Annotated in this window: 23 protein-coding genes; 5 read left to right on the forward strand and 18 right to left on the reverse strand. The window is 63.7% G+C overall.

From position 1 onward, the window contains the following. Nucleotides 1-10 precede the first annotated feature (10 nt). The 8 genes from HH212_RS08045 to HH212_RS08080 form a co-directional block, all read right to left on the reverse strand. Nucleotides 11-856, reverse strand: a complete 846-nt coding sequence (locus HH212_RS08045) for an alpha/beta fold hydrolase (RefSeq protein ID WP_169434927.1) — start codon at nucleotides 854-856, stop codon at nucleotides 11-13. 29 nt (nucleotides 857-885) lie between these two features. Continuing rightward, nucleotides 886-1,887, reverse strand: a complete 1,002-nt coding sequence (locus HH212_RS08050) for a branched-chain amino acid ABC transporter permease (RefSeq protein ID WP_169434928.1) — start codon at nucleotides 1,885-1,887, stop codon at nucleotides 886-888. A 25-nt stretch (nucleotides 1,888-1,912) separates the two neighbouring features. After that, on the reverse strand, nucleotides 1,913-2,797 hold the full coding sequence (locus tag HH212_RS08055) for a branched-chain amino acid ABC transporter permease (protein WP_169434929.1): 885 nt from the start codon (nucleotides 2,795-2,797) through the stop codon (nucleotides 1,913-1,915). A 16-nt stretch (nucleotides 2,798-2,813) separates the two neighbouring features. Further along, entirely contained in the window at nucleotides 2,814-4,019 is a 1,206-nt protein-coding gene (locus HH212_RS08060) for an ABC transporter substrate-binding protein (protein ID WP_170205330.1), read from the reverse strand. Nucleotides 4,020-4,083: 64 nt separating this feature from the next. Further along, nucleotides 4,084-4,848 carry an ABC transporter ATP-binding protein gene (locus HH212_RS08065; protein WP_169434930.1) on the reverse strand — a complete coding sequence of 255 codons (765 nt, stop codon included), beginning with the start codon at nucleotides 4,846-4,848 and terminating at the stop codon, nucleotides 4,084-4,086. Beyond that, nucleotides 4,845-5,639 carry an ABC transporter ATP-binding protein gene (locus HH212_RS08070; protein ID WP_169434931.1) on the reverse strand — a complete coding sequence of 265 codons (795 nt, stop codon included), beginning with the start codon at nucleotides 5,637-5,639 and terminating at the stop codon, nucleotides 4,845-4,847. The genes HH212_RS08065 and HH212_RS08070 overlap by 4 nt, the downstream gene beginning before the upstream one ends. A 34-nt stretch (nucleotides 5,640-5,673) precedes the next feature. After that, complete coding sequence (locus HH212_RS08075; RefSeq protein ID WP_169434932.1) at nucleotides 5,674-7,329, reverse strand: GMC family oxidoreductase; 1,656 nt, start codon at nucleotides 7,327-7,329, stop codon at nucleotides 5,674-5,676. Between the two features lie 1,210 nt (nucleotides 7,330-8,539). Beyond that, complete coding sequence (locus tag HH212_RS08080) at nucleotides 8,540-9,112, reverse strand: hypothetical protein (protein WP_169434933.1); 573 nt, start codon at nucleotides 9,110-9,112, stop codon at nucleotides 8,540-8,542. Nucleotides 9,113-9,227: 115 nt separating this feature from the next. Here HH212_RS08080 and HH212_RS08085 point away from each other — a divergent pair, with 115 nt between their 5' ends. Beyond that, a complete protein-coding gene (locus HH212_RS08085) occupies nucleotides 9,228-10,025 on the forward strand; it encodes a 5'-methylthioadenosine/adenosylhomocysteine nucleosidase (protein WP_169434934.1) in 798 nt (265 codons plus the stop codon). On the opposite strand, the gene ald is transcribed toward HH212_RS08085, so the two are convergent. Both ald and putA read right to left on the reverse strand, forming a co-directional pair. After that, a complete protein-coding gene (gene ald / locus HH212_RS08090; RefSeq protein WP_169434935.1) occupies nucleotides 9,995-11,110 on the reverse strand; it encodes an alanine dehydrogenase in 1,116 nt (371 codons plus the stop codon). The two genes, HH212_RS08085 and ald, sit on opposite strands and share 31 nt — an antisense overlap. A 140-nt stretch (nucleotides 11,111-11,250) precedes the next feature. Beyond that, nucleotides 11,251-14,907: a trifunctional transcriptional regulator/proline dehydrogenase/L-glutamate gamma-semialdehyde dehydrogenase gene (gene putA, locus HH212_RS08095; protein ID WP_169434936.1), complete on the reverse strand. Its 3,657-nt coding sequence runs from the start codon at nucleotides 14,905-14,907 to the stop codon at nucleotides 11,251-11,253. Here putA and HH212_RS08100 point away from each other — a divergent pair. Next, the gene (locus tag HH212_RS08100) at nucleotides 14,906-15,049 is read left to right on the forward strand and encodes a hypothetical protein (RefSeq protein ID WP_169434937.1); all 144 of its coding nucleotides are present in this window, start codon (nucleotides 14,906-14,908) and stop codon (nucleotides 15,047-15,049) included. The genes putA and HH212_RS08100 overlap by 2 nt on opposite strands. 104 nt (nucleotides 15,050-15,153) lie before the next feature. After that, nucleotides 15,154-15,609, forward strand: coding sequence for an Lrp/AsnC ligand binding domain-containing protein (locus tag HH212_RS08105; protein WP_169434938.1), 456 nt, complete (start codon nucleotides 15,154-15,156; stop codon nucleotides 15,607-15,609). A gap of 117 nt (nucleotides 15,610-15,726) precedes the next feature. Here HH212_RS08105 and HH212_RS08110 read toward each other — a convergent pair whose 3' ends face one another. After that, a complete protein-coding gene (locus HH212_RS08110) occupies nucleotides 15,727-16,707 on the reverse strand; it encodes a LysR family transcriptional regulator (protein ID WP_169434939.1) in 981 nt (326 codons plus the stop codon). A 152-nt stretch (nucleotides 16,708-16,859) separates the two neighbouring features. Here HH212_RS08110 and HH212_RS08115 point away from each other — a divergent pair, with 152 nt between their 5' ends. After that, the gene (locus tag HH212_RS08115; protein WP_169434940.1) at nucleotides 16,860-17,159 is read left to right on the forward strand and encodes a hypothetical protein; all 300 of its coding nucleotides are present in this window, start codon (nucleotides 16,860-16,862) and stop codon (nucleotides 17,157-17,159) included. 868 nt (nucleotides 17,160-18,027) lie between these two features. Here HH212_RS08115 and HH212_RS08120 read toward each other — a convergent pair. The 6 genes from HH212_RS08120 to HH212_RS08145 all read right to left on the reverse strand — a co-directional run bounded on the left by HH212_RS08120 (nucleotide 18,028) and on the right by HH212_RS08145 (nucleotide 22,155). Beyond that, on the reverse strand, nucleotides 18,028-18,648 hold the full coding sequence (locus HH212_RS08120) for a chalcone isomerase family protein (RefSeq protein ID WP_229217630.1): 621 nt from the start codon (nucleotides 18,646-18,648) through the stop codon (nucleotides 18,028-18,030). A gap of 172 nt (nucleotides 18,649-18,820) precedes the next feature. After that, complete coding sequence (locus HH212_RS08125) at nucleotides 18,821-19,408, reverse strand: DUF1003 domain-containing protein (protein WP_169434941.1); 588 nt, start codon at nucleotides 19,406-19,408, stop codon at nucleotides 18,821-18,823. Nucleotides 19,409-19,536: 128 nt separating this feature from the next. Next, nucleotides 19,537-19,794 carry a YfhL family 4Fe-4S dicluster ferredoxin gene (locus tag HH212_RS08130; RefSeq protein WP_169434942.1) on the reverse strand — a complete coding sequence of 86 codons (258 nt, stop codon included), beginning with the start codon at nucleotides 19,792-19,794 and terminating at the stop codon, nucleotides 19,537-19,539. Between the two features lie 29 nt (nucleotides 19,795-19,823). Then, the gene (gene coaD / locus HH212_RS08135) at nucleotides 19,824-20,324 is read right to left on the reverse strand and encodes a pantetheine-phosphate adenylyltransferase (protein ID WP_169434943.1); all 501 of its coding nucleotides are present in this window, start codon (nucleotides 20,322-20,324) and stop codon (nucleotides 19,824-19,826) included. Between the two features lie 134 nt (nucleotides 20,325-20,458). Continuing rightward, nucleotides 20,459-21,097: a 16S rRNA (guanine(966)-N(2))-methyltransferase RsmD gene (rsmD, locus tag HH212_RS08140; protein WP_169434944.1), complete on the reverse strand. Its 639-nt coding sequence runs from the start codon at nucleotides 21,095-21,097 to the stop codon at nucleotides 20,459-20,461. Nucleotides 21,098-21,261: 164 nt separating this feature from the next. Then, nucleotides 21,262-22,155, reverse strand: coding sequence for a DUF6279 family lipoprotein (locus tag HH212_RS08145; RefSeq protein WP_169434945.1), 894 nt, complete (start codon nucleotides 22,153-22,155; stop codon nucleotides 21,262-21,264). Nucleotides 22,156-22,191: 36 nt separating this feature from the next. On the opposite strand from HH212_RS08145, the gene glmU reads away from it, so the two are divergent. Next, nucleotides 22,192-23,571 (forward strand): bifunctional UDP-N-acetylglucosamine diphosphorylase/glucosamine-1-phosphate N-acetyltransferase GlmU, encoded by a 1,380-nt coding sequence (glmU, locus tag HH212_RS08150; protein WP_169434946.1) that lies wholly within the window; start codon nucleotides 22,192-22,194, stop codon nucleotides 23,569-23,571. 210 nt (nucleotides 23,572-23,781) lie between these two features. On the opposite strand, the gene HH212_RS08155 is transcribed toward glmU, so the two are convergent. Then, nucleotides 23,782-24,261, reverse strand: coding sequence for an Lrp/AsnC family transcriptional regulator (locus HH212_RS08155; protein ID WP_169434947.1), 480 nt, complete (start codon nucleotides 24,259-24,261; stop codon nucleotides 23,782-23,784). Nucleotide 24,262: the final 1 nt, after the last annotated feature.

Raw genomic sequence — 24,262 nt, forward strand, 5'->3', positions numbered from 1 at the left:
GCTGCGAACGCTATGCCGCTGCGGAATGCACGCTGGCGCGCGCTCCCAGAAAATCCAGCAATAAACGGTTGACCTGTTCGTGCGCGGTCAGTTGCAGCCAGTGATCGGCATCGCGCACGCGCTCGAAGCGGAATTCGCCTTCGACATAGTGGGCGGAATCGCGCATCTGCTTTTCGCCGAGGGCCGGATCATGTTCGCTCCAGATGCCCATCACCGGCACCCGCACACGCGGATAGCCGTGCGGCAGCGCCAGCCCGAGATTGGCGCGGTAATAATTCAAGGCCGCGCTCAGGCGGCCGGGCGCCGACAGCGCGCGCTTCCAATGCTCGGCCTGCCCAGGTTCTCCGGTGAACTGGCGCATCAGGAACCAGTCGCCGGCGCGCAGCGTGTGTTCGGCGATACCGGGCATCACGAAGCCGAGCACGTAGGTCATGCGCAGGCGCTGCAGCAGGCCGGCGCGCGCGATCGCCGTCGGGTGGCCGGTCGACAGCACCACCAGGCACTCGAGGCGCTGTGGCGCCAGCGCCGCCAGCTGCCAGGCGATGATGCCGCCCCAGTCATGCCCGACCAGGCGCACCTTGTCGATCTTCAACGCGTCGAGCAGCGCCAGCACGTCGGCGCGCAGTTTATCCAGCGTGTAGGCAGCCACGGCAGACGGCGCATCGGTGCGCCCGTAGCCGCGCAGGTCGGGCGCCAGCACGCGGTAGCCGGCGGCGGCCAGCACCCCGACCTGCTTGCGCCAGACCGCATGGGTGTCCGGAAAGCCATGCAACAGCAGTACCGCCGGACCCTGCCCGGTCGCCGTGACATGCATGCGGATACCGTTCACGTCCAGCATCAGCGATTCGTCGACCACGTCCACCTCCTCCGATTGCACCGCCTGGTTCACAGGGTATCGGCGCCGCGCCGTTTGCCCACCCGCGCGAGCGCCGCCGCGGCTTCGCCGACGATCCCGCGGCGGAACAGCAGGACGCAGGCGACGAAGATCAATCCGGTCACGATGCCTACCGATTCGCCCAGGCCCGCGAACCATTCTACCCGGGTCGCGCCGGCCAGCAGGTTGCCCCAATCCCCCAGCTTGTTTTCGAGAGACACGACGAGGAAAGCGCCGAGCACCGGTCCGGCCAGCGTGCCCATGCCGCCGACCAGCGTCATCAGGATGACCAGGCCGGACATGGTCCAGTGCACGTCGGTCAAGGTCTCGAAACCCAGCACCACCGTCTTGAGGGCGCCAGCCAATCCGGCCAGCGCCGCCGACAGGACGAACGCGAGCAATTTGTAGCGGTCGACGTCGTAACCGAGAGAAATCGCACGCGGCTCGTTTTCCTTGATCGCCTTCAGTATCTGGCCAAACGGCGAATGCACGATGCGCACGATCAAAGCGAAGCCGGCGAGGGTAAGCGCCAGCACCACGTAGTACGCGGCCAGGTCGTTCCCCAGATCCAGGACGCCCAGCAGCTTGCCGCGCGGTACCCCCTGTAAACCATCTTCGCCGTGGGTGAACGGCGCACGCAAGGCAGCGAAATACACCATCTGCGCCAATGCCAGCGTGATCATCGCAAAATAGATGCCTTGGCGGCGGATCGCCAGCGCGCCCATCACCAGGCCGATCGCCGCCGCCGCCAGCACGCCGAGGACGATGCCAGCCTCGAACGGCAAGCCGAGCTCGGTGAGCGCGTAGCCGGCGGCATAGCCGGCGCCGCCGAACATGGCGGCATGACCGAAGGAGAGCAAGCCGGTGTAGCCGATCAGCAGGTTGAAGGCGCAGGCGAACAGGCCGAAGCACAGCAGCTTCATCAGGAATACCGGATAGCCGACCAAGGGCGCGGCCAATGCGGCAACCAGTATCGCGAACGGGACCAGGATGGCGCGGATCGACTTGTTCATGGTTTTCCTCGATAACAACGACGCTTCATCGTTCCTTGCCGAACAGGCCGGCCGGGCGCAGCAGCAGCACAATCACCATCACCACGAACACGACCACCTCGGACGCTTCCGGATACAGTACGCGCGTCACACCCTCGATCACGCCCAGCGCCAGTCCGGTGAGGATGGCGCCGAGGATCGATCCCATGCCGCCGATCACGACCACTGCAAACACGACGATGATGAGGTTCGACCCCATCAAGGGCGTGACGTTGACCACCGGCGCCGCCAGCACGCCGGCGAAGGCGGCCAGTCCGACGCCGAAGCCATAGGTCAGGGTCACCATCAGCGGCACGTTGACGCCGAAGGCCTCGACCAGCTTCGGATTTTCGGTGCCGGCGCGCAGGTAGGCACCCAGCCGCGTCTTTTCGATCACGAACCAGGTCGCCAGGCACACCAGCAGCGAAGCCAGCACCACCCAGGCGCGGTAGTTCGGCAAGACCATGAAGCCGAGGTCGGTAGCGCCGGCCAGCAGTGCGGGCACGGGCAAGGTCTGGCCGGAGACGCCGTACACCGAGCGGAACGCGCCTTCCAGCAGCAGCGTCAGCCCGAAGGTCAGCAGCAGGCCATACAGGTGATCGAGCCGGTACAGGCGGCGCAGCATCGTGCGTTCCAGCAGCACGCCGAAGGCGCCCACCGCCAGCGGCGCCAGCACCAGCATCAGCCAGTAGTCCAGGCCGAAGCTGCTCACGCCGACATAGGCGGCGAAGGCGCCCATCATATACAGGGCGCCATGCGCAAAATTGATCACGTTCAGCAAGCCGAAGATGACGGCCAGGCCGAGCGACAGCATGGCATAGAAGGCGCCGTTGACCAGTCCCAGCAGCAACTGGCTCATCAGGGCTTGCAGCGGGATGCCGAACGATTCCATGGTCAGTCCCGCTCGATCACTTCCACAGTGCGCACTTGGTTTCTGCCCTGGTGGTGTAGGCTTGCGCGCCCGGAATGGTGGCCACGACCTTGTAGTAATCCCAGGGCGCTGTCGATTCGGCCGGCGTTTTGACCTGCATCAGGTACATGTCATGGACCAGCCGGCCATCCGGGCGGATCGGGGCATTCTTGGCGAACATGTCATTGACGCCGGTCTTTTTCATCTGCGCCATCACCCTGTCGGCATCGTCGCTGCCCAGCGCTTTCACTGCGTTCAGGTAGTTCATGGCGGCCGAGTAATCGGCGGCCTGCAGCATCGACGGCTGCTTCTTCATCTTGCCAAAATAACGCTTGGCCCAGGCGCGGGTGCCGTCGTTCAGGTTCCAGTACCAGCCGTCGGTCAGGTACAGGCCCTGCGTGGTGTTCAGGCCGAGCGTGTGGATGTCGTTGATGAACACCAGCAGCCCGGCCACCTTCATCTTGCGCGTCAACCCGAACTCGTTGGCAGCCTTGACGGCATTGATGAAATCGCCGCCGGCATTGGCCAGGCCCAGCACCTGGGCGCGCGAGGATTGGGCCTGCAGCAGGAACGAGGAAAAGTCGGCGGCGGACAAGGGATGCCTGACGCTGCCCAGCACGCTGCCGCCATTGGCTTTCACGACTGCCGTGGTGTCCTTTTCCAGCGATTGCCCGAAGGCGTAATCGGCAGTAAGAAAATACCAGGACTTGCCGCCCTGCTTGACCATCGTGGCGCCGCTGCCGCGCGCCAGCGCCACAGTGTCGTACGCATAATGCACGGTGTAGGGAGAACATTGTTCGTTGGTCAGCTGGGCAGTGCCGGAACCGATCGCGATGAACACCTTTTTCTTTTCTTGTGCGACCTTGGCCATCGCCAGGCTGGCGCCGGAATTGGTGCCGCCGATCAGCATGTCGACGCCCTGCTGGTCGAACCACTCGCGCGCGCGGCTGGCGGCGATGTCCGGCTTGTTCTGGTGATCGGCGACCAGGAACTGGATCTTCTTGCCGTTGACGGCACCGCCCGCGTCGGCAATCGCCATGCGCACCGCTTCGGCGCCGCCGTTGCCGTCGATGTCGGCGTACACGCCGGACAGGTCGGTGATCATGCCGATCCTGATGATGTCGCCCGATATTTGCGCTTCCGCCGGAAGGGACAGTGCGCCGATCATCGCCGCGGCGGCGGCAGCCATCGTCTTGCGTTGCATCGTATTGCGGTTCATTGCGGGTCTCCGTTTTGACATCACATGGGGGATAGCGCTGCTCGTTGTTTCATACGCCGAGCAATTCGGTCAGCGCCGGCATTTCGGCCTGCAACGCGGCGGCGCCGATGGTCTTGACGATGCGGCCGTGCTCCATCACGTGAAACCGGTCGGCCAGCGGTGCGGCGAAATGAAAATTCTGTTCGACCATGACGATCGTGTAGCCGCGCGCCTTGAGCGTCACGATCAGGCGCGCCAGCGCCTGCACGATCACCGGCGCCAGGCCCTCCGAAATTTCATCCAGCAACAGCAGGCGCGCGCCGCTGCGCAGGATGCGCGCCAGCGCCAGCATCTGCTGTTCGCCGCCGGACAGGCGCGTGCCCTGGCTGTGGCGGCGTTCGTACAGGTTGGGAAACAGCGCATACAGTTCCTCGAGCGACATGGCGCCATTCGCGCCGGCTTTGTTCCCCTTCAACAGCGGCGGCAGCAGCAGGTTTTCCTCGGTGCTCAAGGAAGAAAAGATGCCGCGCTCTTCCGGGCAATAGCCGATGCCGAGGTGGGCGATGCGGTGGGTGGGCAGGTGGATGGCTTCCACGCCATGCACCCTGACCGAGCCGCGCCGCGTACTCGTCAGGCCGAGGATCGCGCGCAGCGTGGTGGTGCGGCCGGCGCCGTTGCGGCCCAGCAAGGTCACGACTTCGCCCGGCTGCACCGCCAGGCTGACGTCGTGCAGGATGTGCGACTCGCCGTACCAGGCGTGCAGACGCTCGAGTTCGAGCGCGGCGCCGGTTGCCGTGTTCGTCGCCGCGCCCGTTGCCTCCTTCGCGGCACTCATTGGGGCGTCCCTTGCAGCGGCGCGGCGGCATCGCCGGCGCCCTCCGCGGCGCTGCCCATGTAGGCTTCCATCACCCGGCGGTCGGCCGCCACCTCAGCATAGCTGCCCTCGGCCAGGACGGCGCCGCGCTGCAGTACCGAGATGCGGTCGCACAGTCCCGCCACCACCTTCATGTTGTGCTCGACCATCAGGACCGTCCTTCCCTGCGCCACCGTGCGGATCAGTTCCATCACCCGGTGCACGTCTTCATGCCCCATGCCCTGCGTCGGTTCGTCGAGCAGCATGAGTTCCGGCTCCATCCCCAGCGTGGTGGCGATCTCGAGCGCCCGCTTGCGGCCGTACGGCAGGTCGGCGGTGAGCGACTGCGCCAGGCCGGCCAGGCCGACGGCCTCCAGCAAGGCCATGGCGCGCTCGTCGAGCCGGCGCAGCGAGCGCCCGCTGCGCCAGAAGTGGTAGCTGGTGCCGAGCCGGCGCTGCAGGCCGATGCGCACGTTCTGCAATACCGTCAAATGCGGAAACACGGCCGAGATCTGGAAAGAGCGGATGATGCCCAGGCGCGCCACCCGCGCCGGCGGCACGCGGGTGATGTCGGTGCCGTTGAACAGGATCTGCCCCGACGAGGGAGACAGGAAACGCGTCAGCAAATTGAAACAGGTGGTCTTGCCGGCGCCATTCGGACCGATCAGCGCATGGATGTGGCCGCGCTGCACGCGCAGGTCGACGCGGTCGACCGCGGTAAAACCCTTGAAATCCCTGGTCAGCTTGCGCGTTTCCAGAATGATGTCCGCCATCGCGTCTCCTTGTCCATGAGCGGTCCTGCCACCCTCACTGCCCTGCTTCCAGAATGCGCTGCGCCGCCTTTTCGGCGATCATGAGCGTCGGCGCATTGGTGTTGCCCGATGTGATGTGCGGCATCACGGACGCGTCGACCACGCGCAGGGCGCGCACGCCCTTTACGTTCAAGTCGGCGTCGACCACGGCCAGCGGATCGTCGGCGCGTCCCATGCGGCAGGTGCCGACCGGGTGGAAAATGGTGGTGCCGATCAGGCCGGCCGCCTCGGCCAGTTGTTCTTCGGTGCGGTAATCCGCTCCCGGTTTGACTTCCGTGGGTGCATAGTTGGCCAGCGCCGGCGCGGCGACGATGCGCCGTGTCAAGGCCAGCGCGGCAGCGGCCACTTGCCGGTCTTCCGGCGTGCTCAGGTAATTCAGCGTGATCCTGGGAGCCGCGTGGCCGTCGTGGCCGGCGATGCGCACATGGCCGCGCGACGTCGGACGGAGGTTGCAGACGCTGGCCGTGAACGCCGGAAAGCCGTGCAGCGGGTCGCCGAACTTGTCCAGCGACAGCGGCTGGATGTGGTATTGCAGGTTCGGCGTGGCCTGGTCCGGCCCGGAGTGCGCGAACGCACCCAGCTGCGACGGCGCCATCGACATCGGGCCGCTCTGGAACAACGCGTATTCCAGCCCGATTTTCATTTTTCCGCGCCAGGAAGCGGCGCTGGTGTTCAGCGAGCGCGCACCGTCGATGCGGTAGACCATGCGCAATTGCAGGTGGTCTTGCAGATTCTCGCCGACGCCGGGCAAGTCGACCAGGGGCGCGATGCCATGGCGGTACAGGTGCGGCGCCGACCCGATGCCGGACAATTGCAGGATGTGCGGCGAACCGATGGCGCCGGCCGCCAGCAGCGTATCGCGGCGCGCATGCGCGTACCAGGCATGCCGGCTTTCACCGGCACGGCGTTGCGACGTGAACAGCACGCCGCGGCAACGCTTTCCCGGCGCTGGTCCGCCCTCCTCCTCGCCGAGCAGCAGCTTTTCCACATGACAGCCGGTCATGACGGTCAGATTCGGGCGTTGCGCCGCCGGCCGCAAGAATGCCTTGGCGGTGTTCAAGCGGATGCCGCGCCGCTGGTTGACCTCGAAATATGCGCAGCCGAGGTTGTCGCCGCCATTGAAATCCTCGACCGCCGGAATACCGGTTTGTTCCGCCGCGATACGAAACGCATCCAGGATTTCCCACGACAGGCGCTGGCGCTCGACGCGCCACTCGCCGCCGCTGCCGTGCAGGGCGCTGGCGCCGCGATAGTGGTCTTCGCTGCGCTTGAACAGCGGCAGCACGTGTTCCCAGCGCCAGGAGTCATCGCCGCAGGCGGCGGCCCAACGGTCGTAGTCGGCGGCCTGGCCGCGCATGTAGATCATGCCGTTGATCGAGGAGCTGCCGCCCAGCACTTTCCCGCGCGGGTAGATCAGGCTGCGGCCCTGCAGGCCAGGATCGGCTTCGGTCCGGAACAGCCAGTCGGTGCGCGGATTGCCGATGCAGCGCAGGTAACCGACCGGGATGTGGATCCACAGGTAATCGTCCTTGCCGCCGGCCTCGATCAGCAAGACCCGGTTGGCGGGATCGCGGCTGAGGCGGTTGGCCAGCACGCAGCCGGCGCTGCCGGCGCCCACGATGATGTAGTCGTACTCTCCGGCGAATTCCATGGCGCCGCCGTCAAGCGTGCAATGGCTCGTCGACAGGGAAGATGGGCCACCGCTGCCTGCGATGGCAGGGCACTGGCGACGCCGGGGCGGCGCCGGAAGACAGGGGTTTCGACAGCGACGGGAACACCATGACGGCCTCGCGATGTGCTTCGATCAGGCAAGCTTACCAGAACATCAAGCCGGTACGCTGCCCAAAAACGCCGCTTATTCGATGTGGATAAGCTTTTGCATATCCACAGGTACGGAATGTGCGAAAAGCGCGATTTCTCGCAGGCAGAAATTGTTGTCCAATTTTTCCACTAGGCACATACAGCGCCAACCCACTGCCTTGTACGCGTGCTAAACGCTTGATCTTGTGGAAAAAACCGGGTTTATCCACAGAAGGATGGGACCGTTAACTATTACCACTATTCTGTATACAAGCTTTTGGTTGTAAACCTGAGCCACCGCTTCGAAAAACGGCGTTCAAAAAAAATCGGGCTGGCCATACGCCTGAATGGCGCCGCAAGGGCACCTCGAAAAACCGTCGCGAGCGGCAGCAGTTTCGGCTGAGACGCACAGCCGTACAAGCGTACGGCGAGCATCGCAAGCCGAAAATGCAACGCGCAGCAGGTTTTTCGCGGTGTCCTCAACGCGGCAATCGATTCGAATCCAGTTGGTGTGAAATAAATGGGTCGTCGGCCCGTCAACCTCAAAAGCCAGAACAGCGGACCGACAAGCCCGTGACGGCAAGGCGCCACCGGATACTCGTGGAAATCGGGTTGCAGGCCAGGGAACAAACCGGCCTCGTCCAGGAACCGGTACCGGCAACGGCGAACGCTCTGCCGACCGGCATCGATGCAACCGGTTGCCGACCGCGATCGGACTGGACTGGTGCGCCGGATGCCGAACAAAAACCGGGGGACGGCCGACGATCCCGGCACGCAACCGGTACATACCCTCGCCGGTGCCGGCATGGTTGCCGGCATCCCGACCGGCGCAGCGAATGGATTGTGGATAAAGCCCTGCATATCCACAGGAACGAATGTGCGAAACCCGCCAAGTTGACCGCGACGGTTTTTTTGTCCAGTTTACGTTCTATCCAGAACCAGCCCTTTTCCAGCCGTTTGTAAGACACGTAAACCCTTGAGCTTGTGAAGTAAACCGGCTTTATCCACAGCACGATGCGCGTTTACTACTACTACCAACTTAATATATTTCTTCAAGTTAACTAATACAGGCAACGCGCAGCCAATCGGGCAAGCCGGAAATACTGCAAGACCGCACCATGGCAACGCCGGCTGCATGCCAACGCCGGTTCGTCGACAGAAAAACACGATGCAAGCGATTCGCCCATCGTCGCTCTGCCATCCGGCAAACACAGCCAGGCCGATTTGCCGGCGACACCGTTGTCATGGGACGCATTCATGGCGCCAGCCTGGCTGCCAGGATCGATCGCCTGTCGCCGGCCGCTTGTTATCCACCGCATGCCGGCTGACCCATGTCGCTCACATGCGTCGCTGGCACCGTCAGCCATGGGAAGCCGGTGGGAATGCGCCGTTCGCCATGCGCTTTTGCTGTCGAGAACGCTAAAACCAGCGTGCATCCACGTTTTGGCGGCAGCCGCTGTGGACAAACGCCTGCATATCCACAGGATGGGATGTGTGAAAACCACGACTTTTGCCTGGCCGTTTTTTTTATCCCGGATCGGTGCAGGACCGATACAGGCGTTTTCCAGCGCCTGCAAAAGTGCGTAAACCGTTGAGGTTGTAGACAAATTCCCGTTTATCCACAGCTCGGCCATCGTTTACTATCTACTACCAGATTTATATATCTACTTTGGTTTACTAAAACAAAACGCCGGCAACGCGGTAAAACGCCGGCAGAACGACGAAGCGACCCGCTCCAGGACAACAAAAATGCGATTAGGAATCATCAGTGCCTTGCATGAAGAACAGCAGGGACTCGTGGAAGCCATGCAGAGCCCCACCAAGCTCACGCACGCCATGCGTGAGGTCTGGGTCGGACAACTGTGGGAAATCGACGCTGTGTGCGTTCTATCGCGAATTGGCAAGGTTGCCGCTGCCATGACCGCCACTTTGCTTGTGGAGAAGTTCGGTGTTACCCACATCGTCTTCACCGGCGTGGCCGGCAGTGCCGATCCCTCGGTGCGGGTGGGCGACATCGTGGTGGCCGAATCGCTGCTCCAGCACGACATGGATGCCAGTCCCCTGTTCCCGCGCTACGAGGTGCCCCTGACCGGCCTGACGCATTTCCCGTCCGACCGCCGCCTGGCGCTGCAGCTGGCCGAAGCGGGACAGGCGTTCCTGCAGCACGACCTGCAGCACGCCATCGATGGCGTGGAACGCAACGCATTCGCATTGCAGGCGCCGCGCCTGCACCGCGGGCTGATCGCCAGCGCCGACCAGTTCGTCGGCAGCCGGGAGCGCATCCGGGCCCTGTCCGGCGCCTTGCCGGGACTGCTGGCGGTGGAGATGGAAGGCGCCGCGGTGGCGCAGGTATGTGTCGAGCTGGGCGTGCCGTTCGGCGTGATCCGCACGATTTCCGACAATGCCAATGAAAACGCGGCCACCGACTTCATGCGTTTCGTGAAGTCGGTGGCCGCGCAGTATGCGTTCCACATCGTCCGCCGCCTGTGCCTGGCCGCCGGCATCGGCGCCGCCGTTCAGGCCAGCAGCGTCTCGGCCGCCACGTAGTCGTGGCCGAGGGCGGCGGCCACCGCCTGGTAGGTCACCTTGCCCTGGCATACGTTCAAGCCATGGCACAGGTGGACATCGTCGCGCAGCGCCCGGCGCCAGCCTTTATTTGCCAACGCCAGCGCGTGGCCGATGGTGGCGTTGTTCAGGGCAAAGGTCGAGGTCCGCGCCACTGCGCCCGGCATGTTGGCCACACAGTAATGCACCACGCCGTCGACGACGAAGGTCGGATCGGCGTGCGTGGTCGAACGCGACGTGGCGAAGCAGCCGCCCTGGTCGATCGCCACGTCCACCACCACGGCGCCCTTCTGCATGCGCGCTACCATGGCGCGCGTGACCAGTTTCGGCGCTGCCGCGCCCGGCACCAGCACGCCGCCGATGACCAGGTCGGCCGCCAGCACCGCTTCCTCGAGCGCGTGGGTGGTCGAATACAGGGTGGCGATACGGTTGCCGTACACCAGGTCGAGCTGGCGCAGGCGGTCGACGTTCTTGTCCAGCACCGTGACCCGGGCGCCGCTGCCGACCGCCATTTGAAGCGCATTGGTGCCGACCACGCCGGCGCCGATGACGACCACGTGGCCGGCCGCCACGCCCGGCACGCCGCCCAGCAGCAACCCCATGCCGCCCCTGGATTTTTCCAGGTGCGCGGCGCCGGCCTGGATCGCCATCCGTCCCGCCACCTCGCTCATCGGCGCCAGCAGCGGCAGGCCGCCGCCGGGACCGGTGATGGTCTCGTAGGCGATGCACACCGCGCCGGAAGCGACCAGGGCCGCGGTCTGTTCCGGGTCCGGCGCCAGGTGCAGGTAGGTGTACAGGATCTGTCCGGGACGCAGCATGGCGCATTCGGCGGCCTGCGGCTCCTTCACCTTGACGATCATTTCGGCGCGCTCGAAGATGTCGGCCGCCGTGGCGACCAGGTCGGCACCGGCGGCCAGGTAGTGCTCGTCGAGCAGGCCGATCCCGGCGCCGGCACCGGCCTGCACCAGCACCTGGTGGCCGTGGGCGACCAGTTCATGCACGCTGGCCGGCGTCAAGCCGACCCGGAACTCGTTGTTTTTGATTTCCTTGGGAACGCCTACTAACATGTCTTCCTCCAAGTCGTAGAACCACAAGTACTGCCAAGTACTGCCAAGTACGCCGAGGATGCCGCCGCCCGGTTGCGCAGCGGCTCCCTTCTTCTGCCTCTACTGCCCTTGCTGCCCGTACTGCATGCCGCCTGCGATGATCACAGGCCCAGCGTCATGAGGCTTGCGTTACCGCCAGCCGCGGTCGTGTTGACGCACAACGCGCGTTCCGCCACCAGCCGCCACAGGGCCACCGGCTCCCCGGCGCGGGTATCGACGATGCCGACGATGGCGCCGGGACGCGCCGCCAGCGTCGTGCGCAGCGTGCCCGGCAGGTCAACGTCCAGCAGCGCCATCGGGAAATCGACCTGCGCCAGCGCGGCCGCTTTGACCAGGCGCAGGCGCTCTTGCACCGCTGCCGGCAGCTTGGCTGGCAACAGACCGTTCTCTCCCTCCAACACCAGCGCCCGGTTGCCGGTGGCGAACGCCGCCGCCAGCTGGTTCAGCAGCGCCGCGCTGGAGCCGGCGGCGCACAGCAGCGTGCCGCGCGCCACGAAGTCGAGGCGGTTGCTTTCCCCGGTCGGGCCGGGCAGCGCCACGGCGATGCCGTCCAGCGTGCTCTGCAGGTAGCCTTGGCCCAAATTGGCGACCTGTTCGTGGCCGTTGGCGCGCGCCCAGCCCAACAGCGCCTCCAGCGCCGGGTCGGTGCGCCCGTGCGGGGCCGCGACCGGCAATGGCGCTGCCTGGCGCTGCAGGCGCTTCAGGTACAAAGGTCCGCCGGCCTTGGGACCGGTGCCGGATTTGCCTTCCCCGCCGAACGGTTGCACCCCGACCACGGCGCCGACGATGTTGCGGTTGACGTAGATGTTGCCGACGTGGGCGCGGCGGGTAATGAAATCGATGGTCTCGTCGATGCGCGAATGCACGCCCAGCGTCAGGCCATATCCCGTGGTGTTGATCGCATCGACCACCTGCGGCAAATCGGCGCGGCGGTAGCGCACGATGTGCAGCACCGGGCCGAACACTTCACGCTCGAGTTCGGCCAGCGAGCCGATCTCGAGCACGGTGGGCGCGACATAGGTGCCGCGCGCCGCCAGCTCCGCCGGCAGCGGCAGGCTGAAATGCTGTTTCGCGGTCTTCTTGAGGCGTTCGATGTGGGCCAGCAGGTTGTGCTGGGCTTCGGCATCGATCACCGGGCCGATGTCGGTGGCCAGGCGGTCCGGCACGCCGATGCGCAGTTCCTGCATCGCGCCCTTCAGCATGGTGATGGTTTTGTCGGCGATGTCTTCCTGCAGGAACAGCACGCGCAGCGCCGAGCAGCGCTGGCCGGCGCTGTCGAAGGCGGAATTCAGTACGTCCTGCACCACCTGCTCCGGCAGGGCCGAGGAATCGACGATCAGGGCGTTCTGGCCGCCGGTCTCGGCGATCAGTGGGATCTCCGCCCCCTCGCGTTCGGCGCGCGCCGCCAGCACGCGGTTGATCAGTTGCGCCACCTCGGTCGACCCGGTGAAGATCACGCCTTTTACGCGCGCATCGTTCGTCAAGGCGGCACCGACGGTCTCGCCGCGGCCGGGCAGCAATTGCAGCGCACCGGGCGGCACGCCGGCTTGCAGGAACAATTGTACGGCGCGCCAGGCGATCAGCGGCGTCTGCTCGGCCGGCTTGGCCAGCACCACGTTGCCGGCTGCCAGCGCCGCCGCCACTTGTCCCGTAAAGATCGCCAGCGGGAAATTCCACGGGCTGATGCACACCACAGGGCCGAGCGGACGCACCGCATCAAAGGTGTTGCGCAGCTCGGCCGCGTAATAGCGCAGGAAATCGACCGCTTCGCGGATCTCGGCGATCGCGTTCGGCAGCGATTTGCCGGCTTCGCGCACGGCCAGCGCCATCAGTTCGCCGAAATGCTGCTCGAACAGGTCGCCCACGCGGTCGATGATGGTGGCGCGCGCGCCGTTGCCGATGCCTTCCCAGCCGGGCGCCGCCGCCAGCGCCGCGGCCAGGGCGGCGTCGACGTCGGCCGTGCCCGCTTCGCTGATGCGGCCGACGATATCCAGCGATTGCGCCGGATTCACGACGTCGAGCGGCGCCGCCGGCTGCAGGAACGCAGCCACAAGCGCCGTCGCCTGGTACTGGCGCGGCATCGCCAGTTCGGTGGCCAGCGCGGCCAGCACGTCTTCGTTGGCCAGGTCGCGCCCGGCAGAATTCTTGCGGCCGTCCGGGAACAGTGCCAGCGGCAGCGGAATGCGCGGATGCGGCAGGCATTTGGCGGCGCGCGCGGCCACGAACGGGTCGGTCAGCAAGGTCTCGATCGGCACGTTCTCGTCGACGATCTGGTTCACGAACGAGGAATTGGCGCCGTTTTCCAGCAGGCGCCGCACCAGGTAGGCCAGCAGGGTCTCGTGCGAACCGACCGGCGCATAGATGCGGCAGGCCTTGCCCAGTTTATCCGCGCCGACGACCTGGTCGTACAGCGTTTCTCCCATGCCGTGCAGGCACTGGAATTCATAGTGCTGGATCCCGTCTGCCTTGGCCCAGGTATAGATCACGGACAAGGTGTGGGCATTGTGGGTGGCAAATTGCGGATAGACGACGTCGCTCGCCGCCAGCAGTTTACGGGCACAGGTGAGATACGACACGTCGGTGTACACCTTGCGCGTATACACCGGATAGCCCGGCAGGCCGTCGACCTGAGCACGCTTGATCTCGGCATCCCAGTACGCCCCTTTCACCAGGCGCACCATGAACTTGCGGCCGCTGCGCCTGGCCAGGTCGACCACGTAGTCGATCACGAACGGGCAGCGTTTCTGGTAGCCCTGCACCACCAGGCCGATGCCTTCGAAGCCGGCCAGTGCCGGGTCGAATGCCAGCGCTTCCAGCATGTCGAGCGAGATTTCCAGGCGGTCGGCTTCCTCGGCGTCGATGTTGATGCCGATGTCGTAGCCCTTGGCCAGCAGCACCAGCTGGCGCACGCGCGGCAGCAATTCGCCCATCACGCGCGCGTACTGGGCGCGGCTGTAGCGCGGGTGCAGCGCCGACAACTTGATGGAGATGCCCGGACCGTCCTTGATGCCGCGCCCGTTGGACGCCTTGCCGATCGCGTGGATCGCCGCCTCGTAGGACGCGTAGTAGTTGCGCGCGTCCGCTTCCGTCAGGGCGGCCTCGCCCAGCATGTCGTACGAATAGCGGTAGCCGCGCGCTTCGTTGGCGCGGCTGTTGGCCAGCGCCTCGTCGATGGTCTGGCCGGTCACGAACTGGTTGCCGAGCATGCGCATGGCCAGGTCGACGCCCTTGCGGATCAGCGGCTCGCCGCCCTTGGCGATCAGGCGCGTCAATGCGGCGCCCAGGCCGCGTTCGCTGTTCGACGACACCAGCTTCCCGGTAACCAATAAACCCCAGGTGGCGGCATTCACGAACAGCGACGGCGATTCGCCCAGGTGTTTTTTCCAGTCGCCGCGGCTGATTTTATCGGCGATCAGGCGGTCGGCGGTATCGCTGTCAGGAATGCGCAGCAGCGCTTCCGCCAGGCACATCAGGGCCACGCCCTCTTCCGACGACAGCGAGAATTCGTGCATCAGGGCATCCACGCCGGACGAGCGGGTGCGTTTTTCGCGCACCGCCGTCACCAGGCGCTGCGCCAGCGGATACGCCTCGGGATTGGCCCTGGCGCCCTGCGCCAGCAGCCATTCCACCGCCGTGGTCTCGTCGCGGCGGTAGGCGGCGGTGATCGCGGCGCGCAGCGTCGTCTGCGTGCGCTTGGCTTCGGCCTGCAGGGCGTCGAAGGGGACGAAGGTGGTGGCCGGGGCGGCGGCAATGTTCATGAAAGCTCTGGAAAAAGTAAGGGTCAAGGGTGCCGGCGCACAGGATGCGCAGGCGACAGCGGTCGCGCCGCATGGCAAAACGCGCCGCACCGTGGGGCACGGGCGGCGCGTATTCGAATGCGGTTCAATCATTCGATTGTAGAGACTAATCTTCTTGATTAATTCTGTTTTTGCAGAAGGCTAGCAATAGATAGTTTTTGGTGAGAGAATTTCACCAAATAATATTTATAGTGGAGAGAGAACCCCATGCTGGACAAGATCAGCAAGAAAATCCTGGCCGAGCTGCAGAGCGACGGACGCATCAGCAACGTCGAACTGGCAGCGCGCGTCAACCTGTCGCCGGCCGCCTGCCTGGAGCGCGTGCGCAAGCTGCACGAATCCGGCTACATCATGGGCTATACGGCCCAGTTGAACCCGCAACTGCTGGACGTGTCGCTGCTGGTGTTCATCGAGGTGGTGCTTGACCGCACCACACCCGAGGTGTTCGACGCCTTCAAGCAGAGCGTGCAGCTGATTCCCGAAGTACTGGAATGCCACATGGTGGCCGGCGGCTTCGATTACCTGGTCAAGGCACGTGTCAAGGACATGGCGGCTTACCGCGAGTTCCTGGGTAAAACGCTGCTGCAGAAGGGGGTGCGCGAGACGCACACCTATGCGGTGATGGAAGAGGTCAAGAACACGACCAGATTGCCGATCAAGTAAGCGGCATGCGCCGTCATTTCCGCCCTATCTGGGCGGTTTGGCGGGAATCTAAGCTGTGTATCCCAAACCAGCGTCATTTTGCTCGGCATGGATCCCCGCCTTCGCGGGGACGACGATTTAGGCGACCTTTTCCATGACTTCGGTGGTCTCGGATTTTTGCGGCAGGGTTTTTTGCGCCGCCGCCGACATGGCTTCCAGGTTGTTGCGCAGCCAGCGGTGGGCCGGGCTGCGGCCGTCGCGCTCGTGCCACAGCATGTCCAGGTGCACGGCCGGCAATTGGAACGGCAGTTCGCGCCAGACCAGGGTGTCGGCGGCGCCGGTCGAGGCGATCAGGTGCTTGGGCAGCACCGTCACCAGGTCGGAATTGGCGACCACCCGGCCGGCGGTGAAGAACTGGTTCACGGTCAGCAGGATGCGCCGTTCGCGGCCGATCTGCGCCAGCGCTTCGTCGACCAAGCCGTGGGCGCGGCCGGAAAAGCTCACCAGCAGGTGGTCCGCCTTGCAGTAATCGTCGAGCTGCAGCTTGCCCTGCGCCAGCGGGTGATGCTTGCGCATCACGGCCACGTATTCTCCCGAGTACAGGCGCTCGTGGCGGATCGGCGAACCGGTTTCGTACGACAATTGCGCTGCCACCCCGGGGAAGAAGCCGACCGCCAGGTCGATGTCCCCGCGCAGCAGCATCGGACGCGGCTCGCGCGTGGTCAGCGGCACCATGCGGATGTTGACGCCGGGCGCTTCCTTTTCGATCGAACGCACCAGCGAGGGCAGCCACAGGGCGGCAGTGGCGTCGGCCATCGCCAGGCGGAACGTGGCTTGCGCCTTGGAGACATCGAAGGTTTCCGGCATTACCGCCGCTTCCAGCGCCGCCAGCGCCTGGCGTACCGCCGGCCACAGCGCTTCCGCGCGCGGGGTCGGCTTCACGCCGTAGGCGGTGCGGATCAGCAATTCGTCGCCGAGGCTTTCGCGCAGCCGCTTGATGGCGTTCGATACCGCCGGCTGCGTCATCGCCAGGTGGCCGGCGGCGCGGGTCAGGTTTTGCTCGGTCATGACGGCGTCGAAGACGCGCAGCAGGTTCAGGTCAAGCGTGAGGAAGCTCATGGGAATCCAGTCAGGACAAGCAATTGGTTAGTGTTGCCAGTGTACCTGATTTCCATTCACGATCAGTATAAGCGCTATCAGTGAACGTGATTAGAATTATATATTGCGTTGCACTATAGTGACATGGAACCGATCCAACCCACAAGCGCGCCATGTCCTTTACCGATACCCTGATGCAAACCCCGATGACGGCCATGCCGTTCTCGCACCTGCTGGCCGTGATGGTCCAGTTGACCCTGCTCGGTGGCGTGCTGGTGTTCTTCCGTCCGCTCCTGGTCGGCATTGCCCGTGCGCTGGTGCTGGTCGTCCGCCCGCATCCGTCGCGCGACGAACTGGCGGCGCGTCGCAAGCAGCGCGATGCCAAGCTGGCCCAGCAACTCGCAAGCGCCGCTCCTGTCGTGACCGACACCGCCGAGGCGGCCGATGTACGGGTGATCGGCGCACGCAACTGATTCTCCCGACTTCTCCTTGAAACGGCGTCCGGCAACGGGCGCCGTTTTTTTTCGTCCCTATTCGTCGCTGTCCTTCTGCTCGGCTTCCTCTTCCGGAACCATCGACCCCAATCCCGGCCGTCGCTACCGCAGCATCATCAAATTAATGCATTTATGCAACTTTTAGAAATCCGTTGCCTGATTTATTTGACAATAAGTATCTAAGAAAAATATGTGAATAAAATCGATCTATCAAAAAACAGATGAACCGGGTTTATTCAAGAAGATGGGTAGTATTTAAAAGAAGTAAAAGAAATATCGATTGTGCACATAGTTGTTATTGAAGACCTGAAGAATCAACGTAGTAACAATTTAAGATGAATTTTGCTTGGTAGAATGATGAAGTTTGCTAAATATGAAAGAACTTCACGGTTAGTTATCCAGTAATGGTAAGTAGTGATAATTATCGACGATATCGACAATGGCACTCGCTGATGCGTGGCAGCTGTTGATTGCAGGGTGATGTCATCCCGAAAAAAACAAGCACGCAGTCAAACTTTCTGGTTTAACGGCGCAGGCTGCCACCTGGCGCCGTTGAAGCGTCTGGCTCGATGCGATTCAGGTAGAAAATAGGTTCCACGCTTCGAATGGCGTGGCAGACAACCGGCCTTGCAGCAGGGGACGAGATTGGGACGGCCGGTTCGAGGATGGATAGCGGCCAGCGAGGACCGGAGGCGGACGAGGAAAGCCTGGATGAGAAGGTGCAAGGCTGACCCACCGGCGCGAGCGGTCGAGACGCGACACGGCGGCGAGCGCGCCGGCGGCGAATCGCGCGGCAATGCCGGAGAGCCTGGAGAAAAGTGCCGCCGGCGCTTTCCTCCCGGAGGAATTACCTGGCCTGGCCCAGCAATGCCCGTTTGAGTGCGCCGTCGACCGGCTTGTCGCCCAGCCACAGCCGCAGGATGGCGTTATAGAAGGTGATGTCGGGCACGTTCTCGATCAATTTTTTGCCATTCAGTTCGACTTGCGTGCCCTTGGTGGGCAACCAGTCGATGTGCAGCACGTCGCCCTTTCTGAGACCGTCGAGCATGGCGAACACTTCGCCGAACTTGCCGACCTGGGACACGATCTTTGCCTTTTCCGCCTGGTCGACGTTGTCGCGCAAGCCATCCATGAAGGCCTTGCCGAAATCGTCCGACGAGATATCGCGCGCCATCAAGAGGGTGATGCGGCGCGGCCCATCCTGTTGCAGGATCTCGGCCAGCGTGGTTTTCTTTTCCGGCACATACAGGCCGGCCGCATAGACCTTGACCACGAATTTGGTGCGCATGCCGGCGCCGTTCAACTTCAATTCCTTGCCGGCGACCTTGCTGACGTCGTCGAACGCGTAACCGTTGACGTCGACCGCGGCGCCGGCCGGGATGCAGGATGCAAATGCGCAGGCGATGGCGGCGTGGACGGCAAAGCGCCCTACGCCCATCCTGGCGCTGCCGAATGAACTGGAAATCATGAATGTCTGTTCCGGAAAACGTGGTGGCCGGCGGCGCCCTTCCCTGCCGCCACGCCGCCGGCATCATGCCGGCGGCATGTCACTGTATCCCTGGAATCGCCGCTGGGCAACATTATTTGCTGCGAAGACGGGGTATTGCTTACTGGGCAGACGGCGCCGTGGTGCAAGCGTCTTATCGATGGTGTGCGGATCGCGATTGCCTGGCGCGGTTGCCGGCTTCCCCGTACGGCTCGTCCTGTTCCCGTTCGATCGCGCTGAGCACCGCTTCCGCGTCTGCCGGCTTGGCCAGTTCGCTGGCTTCGCTATCCGGCTGCTTGGCGACGCCCGGCATGTCGCGCCGCAGCGCTTCCAGCATGTCGATGATCTTGCTGGTCTTTTCCTCGGTCAGCAGATTCACCTGCAAGTCGAGGTGGGCATGGTGATCGGCCAGCTTCGACATGCGGTTCTGGCGGATCAGCACGGTGGTGGAAATGATGAAGGCGTTCAAGCCGATGATGCCTTGCAGCCAGAAGAACGGCGGTTCGTCGATCTGGTCCAGGTCGAAATCCGGTGCCAGCAGATTGGCGGCGATCCAGCACAGGATGAACAGGATGTTCGCCGCCACATACAACGGGCTGCCCAGGAACAACGCGACCTTTTCCACGACACGCTGGGTGGCCGACACCTCGTCTTCGTGGCGTGCGTAAAACGCGGAAATGGTGTCGATGTTCTCGCTGACCTTTTCCGGCAGCCCGCTGTCCTGATCTGAATGCTTGCCCATGAATCGAGCATAGCATGACGTTCCAAACGGGTCGCGCGGCCGGCGGCGCAAGCGGACAGCGGTAAACACGGCAGGCAGACCAAGAGGCGCCGATGCGGACCGTGGCGCGGTCCCGGCATCGGAAAAGGTCAGGCGGGCTTGGCGGCGGTCAGGCGTTCGTACTTGGCTTGCAGCTGTTCCGGGGTTTCACGCCAGTCCGGATCGAAGGGGATGCAGGACACCGGGCACAGCAACTGGCACTGCGGCTCGTCGTAGTGGCCGACGCATTCGGTGCATTTGTTGGGATCGATCTGGTAGAACTCCGCGCCCATCGAGATCGCGCCGTTCGGGCACTCGGGCTCGCACACGTCGCAATTGATGCATTCGTCGGTAATCAGCAAAGCCATGTTGCAACCTTTATCAACTCAACGCCGCTTCACGCTTTCGGCGCGGCGGCGAGGGCGGCGATTTTCTGCTGCAGCCAGCGGTCGACCGAAGGGAAGACGAACTTCGACACATCGCCGCCCAGCATCGCGATTTCACGGACGATGGTGCCGGAAATGAACTGGTACTGGTCCGACGGGGTCAGGAACAGGGTTTCGACATCCGGCAACAGATAGCGGTTCATGCCGGCCATCTGGAACTCGTATTCGAAATCGGACACTGCGCGCAAGCCGCGCACGATCACGCGCGCATCGTGCTTGCGCACGAAATCTTTTAATAGGCCGGAAAAACTCTCGACCTGCACGTTGGGATAATGGCCCAGCACTTCGTTGGCGATTTCCAGGCGTTCTTCCAGCGAAAAGAAGGGCTTCTTGTTCTTGCTGTCGGCAACACCCACCACCAGCGTATCGAACAGGCCCGATGCGCGGCGCACCAAATCCTCATGACCCCGGGTCAGCGGATCGAACGTTCCTGGATAAACGGCTACAACCATTGCGGCTCCCTCGAGAATGCACCTGAATAGACGCGCATTATGCCTGAAAATTCGGCAGTTGCCCCTGGTTTGGCGCCCGCATGCCCCTTACCCGCCCTGCATTGCACCGCGATGGCGCATGGCCCCGATCGATGTCAGCGCAGCTTGAGCAGGTGGAAGTGCACCATGCCCGCCTTGTCGGCGCGCACGAGCTGCCACGGCGACAGCCAGTCGGGGACGGTATCGGCCCGTTCTTCCTGGGCGTCGCCGAACGGCAATGGGGCGCCGGATTCGGCATACACCAGGCCGCCATCCTTGAGCAGATCGGCGCACAGCGGCAGCGCCTGGCTCAGGAAATCCTGCTGGTAGGGCGGATCCAGGAAGATCAGGTCGAAACGCTGGCCGCGACGGGCGGCATCGCGCGCCGTGCCCAAGGCGTCGGCGCGCATCACGCGGACATGTTCCGCCTGCAGTTTGGCCTTGACCGTTTCCAGCTGGCGTACGACGGCGCCGACGGTGTCGACCATGGTCACCGAACGCGCGCCGCGGCTGGCCGCTTCGAAGCCCAGGGCGCCGCTACCGGCGAACAGGTCGAGGCAATCGGCGGCGTCCCAGTCGGCCGCCATCTGGTGGCCGATCCAGTTGAACACGGTTTCACGGACGCGGTCCGGGGTCGGGCGCAGGCCGAACGCGTCGAGGACGGGGAGCGGAGTGCGTTTCCAGGCGCCGCCGATGATGCGGACTTGTTGCGGCGGGCCGGGGCGGCGCGGGAAAGAGGGGGACTTCTTTTGCATGCCGGGACTATAGCATGCGCGCACAAGCCTTCGTGGGATACGGAGGGAGGGCTTCGTGGGCCTGTGCGGGGATGCGGGTGGCGGCGATCACCGCGTGGATGGCGCATGCGTCGTCGATGCGCATGCGCCGGGGTGTAGCCATCCACCCCACCCTCTAGAGCGGCTTATTTGCCCTGGGACAGGGCGTTGAAGTCGCCGATCCAGCCCTGCATGCGCTTCTGGGCGTGGGCCTTCTGTTCCGGGGTGGCGATGCGGATCGCGGCCAGGATGAACTTGGTCGTGTTGTCGACATAGGCATCGAAGAAGGCCTTGCGATCGGGCGCATCCATGCGGTCGAAGAATTCACGCAACAAACCGTGGATGGCCGACATGGTCTGTTCCTTGTTCAATTTATCCTGTTGCACGCGGCGCAGCAGGGCCACGATCTTCTTCTGGCGCAGCACCCGTTCCTGCAGCCAGATCTCGTTGTCGAGCGGACGCGCGTCGGACGCCTTGCGCAATTGCGCTTCCTGGTCGCGGCTGAAGCTGCCGAACCACAGATCGAATTGCTCCATCGATTTCTTGAAACGCGCCTTTTGCTGGTCGTCGACGCTGCCGCTCATGAATTTCTTGCGGAAGTCGTTATTGTTCGACGCGAACTTCTTTTCCATTTGCGCGATCTGTTCCGGCTTCATCGACAACGCCAGGTCGGCCAGCTGCGGCAGCGCCTTGAAAGCCAGCAGTTCGGTGCGCGCCTTGATGTCGCGGTAGTCGGCCAGCAGGTCGGCCTGGGTCGGATTGCCGGCCAGCTGGCGCTGCATGTTGTTCATCAAGCCGGCATAGTCGCGCAGCTGCGTACTACGGTGCCATTGAAACAGGTTATCGATGTCTTTCTTGACGAGATCGGTTTGATCGCCGTCGATATCGATGTAAGCATTCAACCACCAGTACAGCAAGGTATCGCCATGGTTGTAGCTGAAGCGGATGGTGCTGCAGGCCGTCACGACGGCCATCAGGGCGACCAGGCACAGCAGGCGCACGCGCTGGGCCAGTTGGGGGTGCGTGTTAAACTTTTTCATATTTACTAACCACTTGAATTGATTGAAGAACGGCTTATGAACGTAGTCATCCTCGCCGCCGGCATGGGAAAGCGCATGCAATCCGCCTTGCCGAAAGTCCTGCATCCATTGGCTGGGAAGCCGCTGTTGCAGCATGTCATCCATACCGCGCGCAGCCTCGGTCCCGGTAAATTATGTGTGATTTACGGACACGGCGGCGCAGCGGTGCCGAGTGCGGTTCACGCCTGGGGAATAGAAGAAGGCGATGCGCCGGTCGATACCGCCCTGCAGCAGCCCCAACTGGGCACCGGCCACGCCGTGATGCAGGCGCTGCCGCTGATCGATCCGCAGGCGCCGACGCTGGTGCTGTACGGCGACGTGCCGCTGACGACGAGCGCCTCGCTGCAGCGCCTGGTCGAAGCCGCGGGTGACGACAAGCTGGCTATATTGACTGTCGAGCAAGACAATCCGTTCGGCCTGGGCCGCATCGTGCGCGAGAATGGCCACATCGTGCGCATCGTCGAGGAAAAGGATGCGAATGAGACCGAGCGCGCCATCAAGGAAATCAACAGCGGCATCATGGTGATCCCGACGCGCTACTTGGCCGGCTGGTTGAACGCGCTGCAAAACAACAATGCGCAGGGCGAGTACTACCTGACCGACATCGTCGCCCAGGCGGTGGCCCATGGCGTGCCGGTGGTATCGGCGCAGCCGGGCGCCGAGTGGGAAGTTGCGGGCGTCAACAGCAAGGTGCAACTGGCCGAGCTGGAACGCCGCCATCAACTGAACATCGCGAATACCCTGCTGGAGCGCGGCGTCACCCTGCTGGACCCGGCCCGCATCGACGTGCGCGGCGAACTGGTGTGCGGGCGCGACGTGAGCATCGATGTCGGCTGCGTGTTCGAGGGCCGCGTCGAACTGGGAGACGGCGTGACGGTCGGTGCCAACTGCGTGCTGGTCGACAGCGTGGTCGGCAGCGGCACCCAGGTCAAACCGTTCTGCCATCTCGAAGGCGCGAGCGTCGGCGCGCAATCGGCGATCGGACCGTACGCGCGCCTGCGTCCGGGCGCACAGCTGGGCCAGGATGTCCACATCGGCAACTTCGTCGAAGTCAAGAACAGCACGATCGCCGACCACAGCAAGGCCAACCATCTGGCCTATGTGGGCGACGCCGACGTCGGCTCGCGCGTGAACATTGGCGCCGGCGTGATTACCTGCAACTACGATGGCGCCAACAAATTCCGCACCACCATCGAAGACGACGCCTTCATCGGCAGCGACAGCCAGCTGGTGGCGCCGGTCACCGTCGGCAAGGGCGCGACCCTGGGCGCCGGCACGACCTTGACCAAGGATGCGCCGGCCGGCAAGTTGACCGTATCGCGTCCCAAGCAGTTGACCATCGAGAATTGGCAGCGTCCGGTCAAGACCAAGAAATAAGTCCGCATGCAGTCACGAGCGTGGCCGCCTGCACAACGGCCACGTCTTCTTCCGCTGCGTCATCCACAGCCTGGCCACAGGAAAGTCACAGCCTGTTCCACGGCCTGTACACAGGGTCATGCACATGCTGTGCACAGCGTTATCCCGCCTTTTTCCCGGCTCATCCACAAATTTATCCACAGTCTGGTGCTGCCCGCACAGATGCCGCGTTCATACCGCGATACGCGTCTCGAACTTGCTGCGGAAGGTCGAAAAGTACGCTTTGACGTTGCGCACGTTACTGTGCGTGGTGAACAGGCGGTGCGCCAGGGCGTGGTAGGCCGGCATGTCCGCGACTTGCACCACCAGCACGAAATCAGGGCCGGGAGACACGCGGTAACACTGCAGTACCGCCGCTTCATCGGCCACCACCTTTTCGAATTCCTGCATGCGATCGGCCGCCTGCACGTCCAGCGTGATTTCGACGATGGCGGTGAGCCGCGCACCGACTTGCTCCGGTGCGACGATCGCAACTTGCCGCTCAATAACACCGTCTTCCTGGAGCTGCTTGACGCGGCGCAGGCAAGTCGGAGGCGAAACGTGGACAAGAGTAGCCAGCTCAGCGTTGGTATGCGACGCGTCAACTTGCAGCGCATTCAGGATGCGACGATCGATTTCATCCAGGGAATCGCTGGTTTTCGGAATTTTCATA

The organism is Massilia forsythiae, assembly GCF_012849555.1.
Classification (GTDB): domain Bacteria; phylum Pseudomonadota; class Gammaproteobacteria; order Burkholderiales; family Burkholderiaceae_D; genus Telluria; species Telluria forsythiae.

Coding starts and splice junctions, on each gene's coding strand:
- HH212_RS08115 (WP_169434940.1), top strand. CDS start 16,860: ATGTCCTTTACCGATACCCTGATGCAAACCCCGATGACGGCCATGCCG.
- HH212_RS08070 (WP_169434931.1), bottom strand. CDS start 5,639: ATGGCGGACATCATTCTGGAAACGCGCAAGCTGACCAGGGATTTCAAG.
- HH212_RS08145 (WP_169434945.1), bottom strand. CDS start 22,155: ATGAAAAAGTTTAACACGCACCCCCAACTGGCCCAGCGCGTGCGCCTG.
- HH212_RS08050 (WP_169434928.1), bottom strand. CDS start 1,887: ATGAACAAGTCGATCCGCGCCATCCTGGTCCCGTTCGCGATACTGGTT.
- rsmD (WP_169434944.1), bottom strand. CDS start 21,097: ATGCAAAAGAAGTCCCCCTCTTTCCCGCGCCGCCCCGGCCCGCCGCAA.
- HH212_RS08130 (WP_169434942.1), bottom strand. CDS start 19,794: ATGGCTTTGCTGATTACCGACGAATGCATCAATTGCGACGTGTGCGAG.
- HH212_RS08080 (WP_169434933.1), bottom strand. CDS start 9,112: ATGGCCGAGCTGTGGATAAACGGGAATTTGTCTACAACCTCAACGGTT.
- HH212_RS08085 (WP_169434934.1), top strand. CDS start 9,228: ATGCGATTAGGAATCATCAGTGCCTTGCATGAAGAACAGCAGGGACTC.
- HH212_RS08060 (WP_170205330.1), bottom strand. CDS start 4,019: ATGCAACGCAAGACGATGGCTGCCGCCGCCGCGGCGATGATCGGCGCA.
- HH212_RS08110 (WP_169434939.1), bottom strand. CDS start 16,707: ATGAGCTTCCTCACGCTTGACCTGAACCTGCTGCGCGTCTTCGACGCC.
- HH212_RS08055 (WP_169434929.1), bottom strand. CDS start 2,797: ATGGAATCGTTCGGCATCCCGCTGCAAGCCCTGATGAGCCAGTTGCTG.
- HH212_RS08125 (WP_169434941.1), bottom strand. CDS start 19,408: ATGGGCAAGCATTCAGATCAGGACAGCGGGCTGCCGGAAAAGGTCAGC.
- putA (WP_169434936.1), bottom strand. CDS start 14,907: ATGAACATTGCCGCCGCCCCGGCCACCACCTTCGTCCCCTTCGACGCC.
- HH212_RS08065 (WP_169434930.1), bottom strand. CDS start 4,848: ATGAGTGCCGCGAAGGAGGCAACGGGCGCGGCGACGAACACGGCAACC.
- HH212_RS08155 (WP_169434947.1), bottom strand. CDS start 24,261: ATGAAAATTCCGAAAACCAGCGATTCCCTGGATGAAATCGATCGTCGC.
- HH212_RS08120 (WP_229217630.1), bottom strand. CDS start 18,648: ATGATTTCCAGTTCATTCGGCAGCGCCAGGATGGGCGTAGGGCGCTTT.
- HH212_RS08105 (WP_169434938.1), top strand. CDS start 15,154: ATGCTGGACAAGATCAGCAAGAAAATCCTGGCCGAGCTGCAGAGCGAC.
- ald (WP_169434935.1), bottom strand. CDS start 11,110: ATGTTAGTAGGCGTTCCCAAGGAAATCAAAAACAACGAGTTCCGGGTC.
- coaD (WP_169434943.1), bottom strand. CDS start 20,324: ATGGTTGTAGCCGTTTATCCAGGAACGTTCGATCCGCTGACCCGGGGT.
- glmU (WP_169434946.1), top strand. CDS start 22,192: ATGAACGTAGTCATCCTCGCCGCCGGCATGGGAAAGCGCATGCAATCC.
- HH212_RS08075 (WP_169434932.1), bottom strand. CDS start 7,329: ATGGAATTCGCCGGAGAGTACGACTACATCATCGTGGGCGCCGGCAGC.
- HH212_RS08100 (WP_169434937.1), top strand. CDS start 14,906: ATGAAAGCTCTGGAAAAAGTAAGGGTCAAGGGTGCCGGCGCACAGGAT.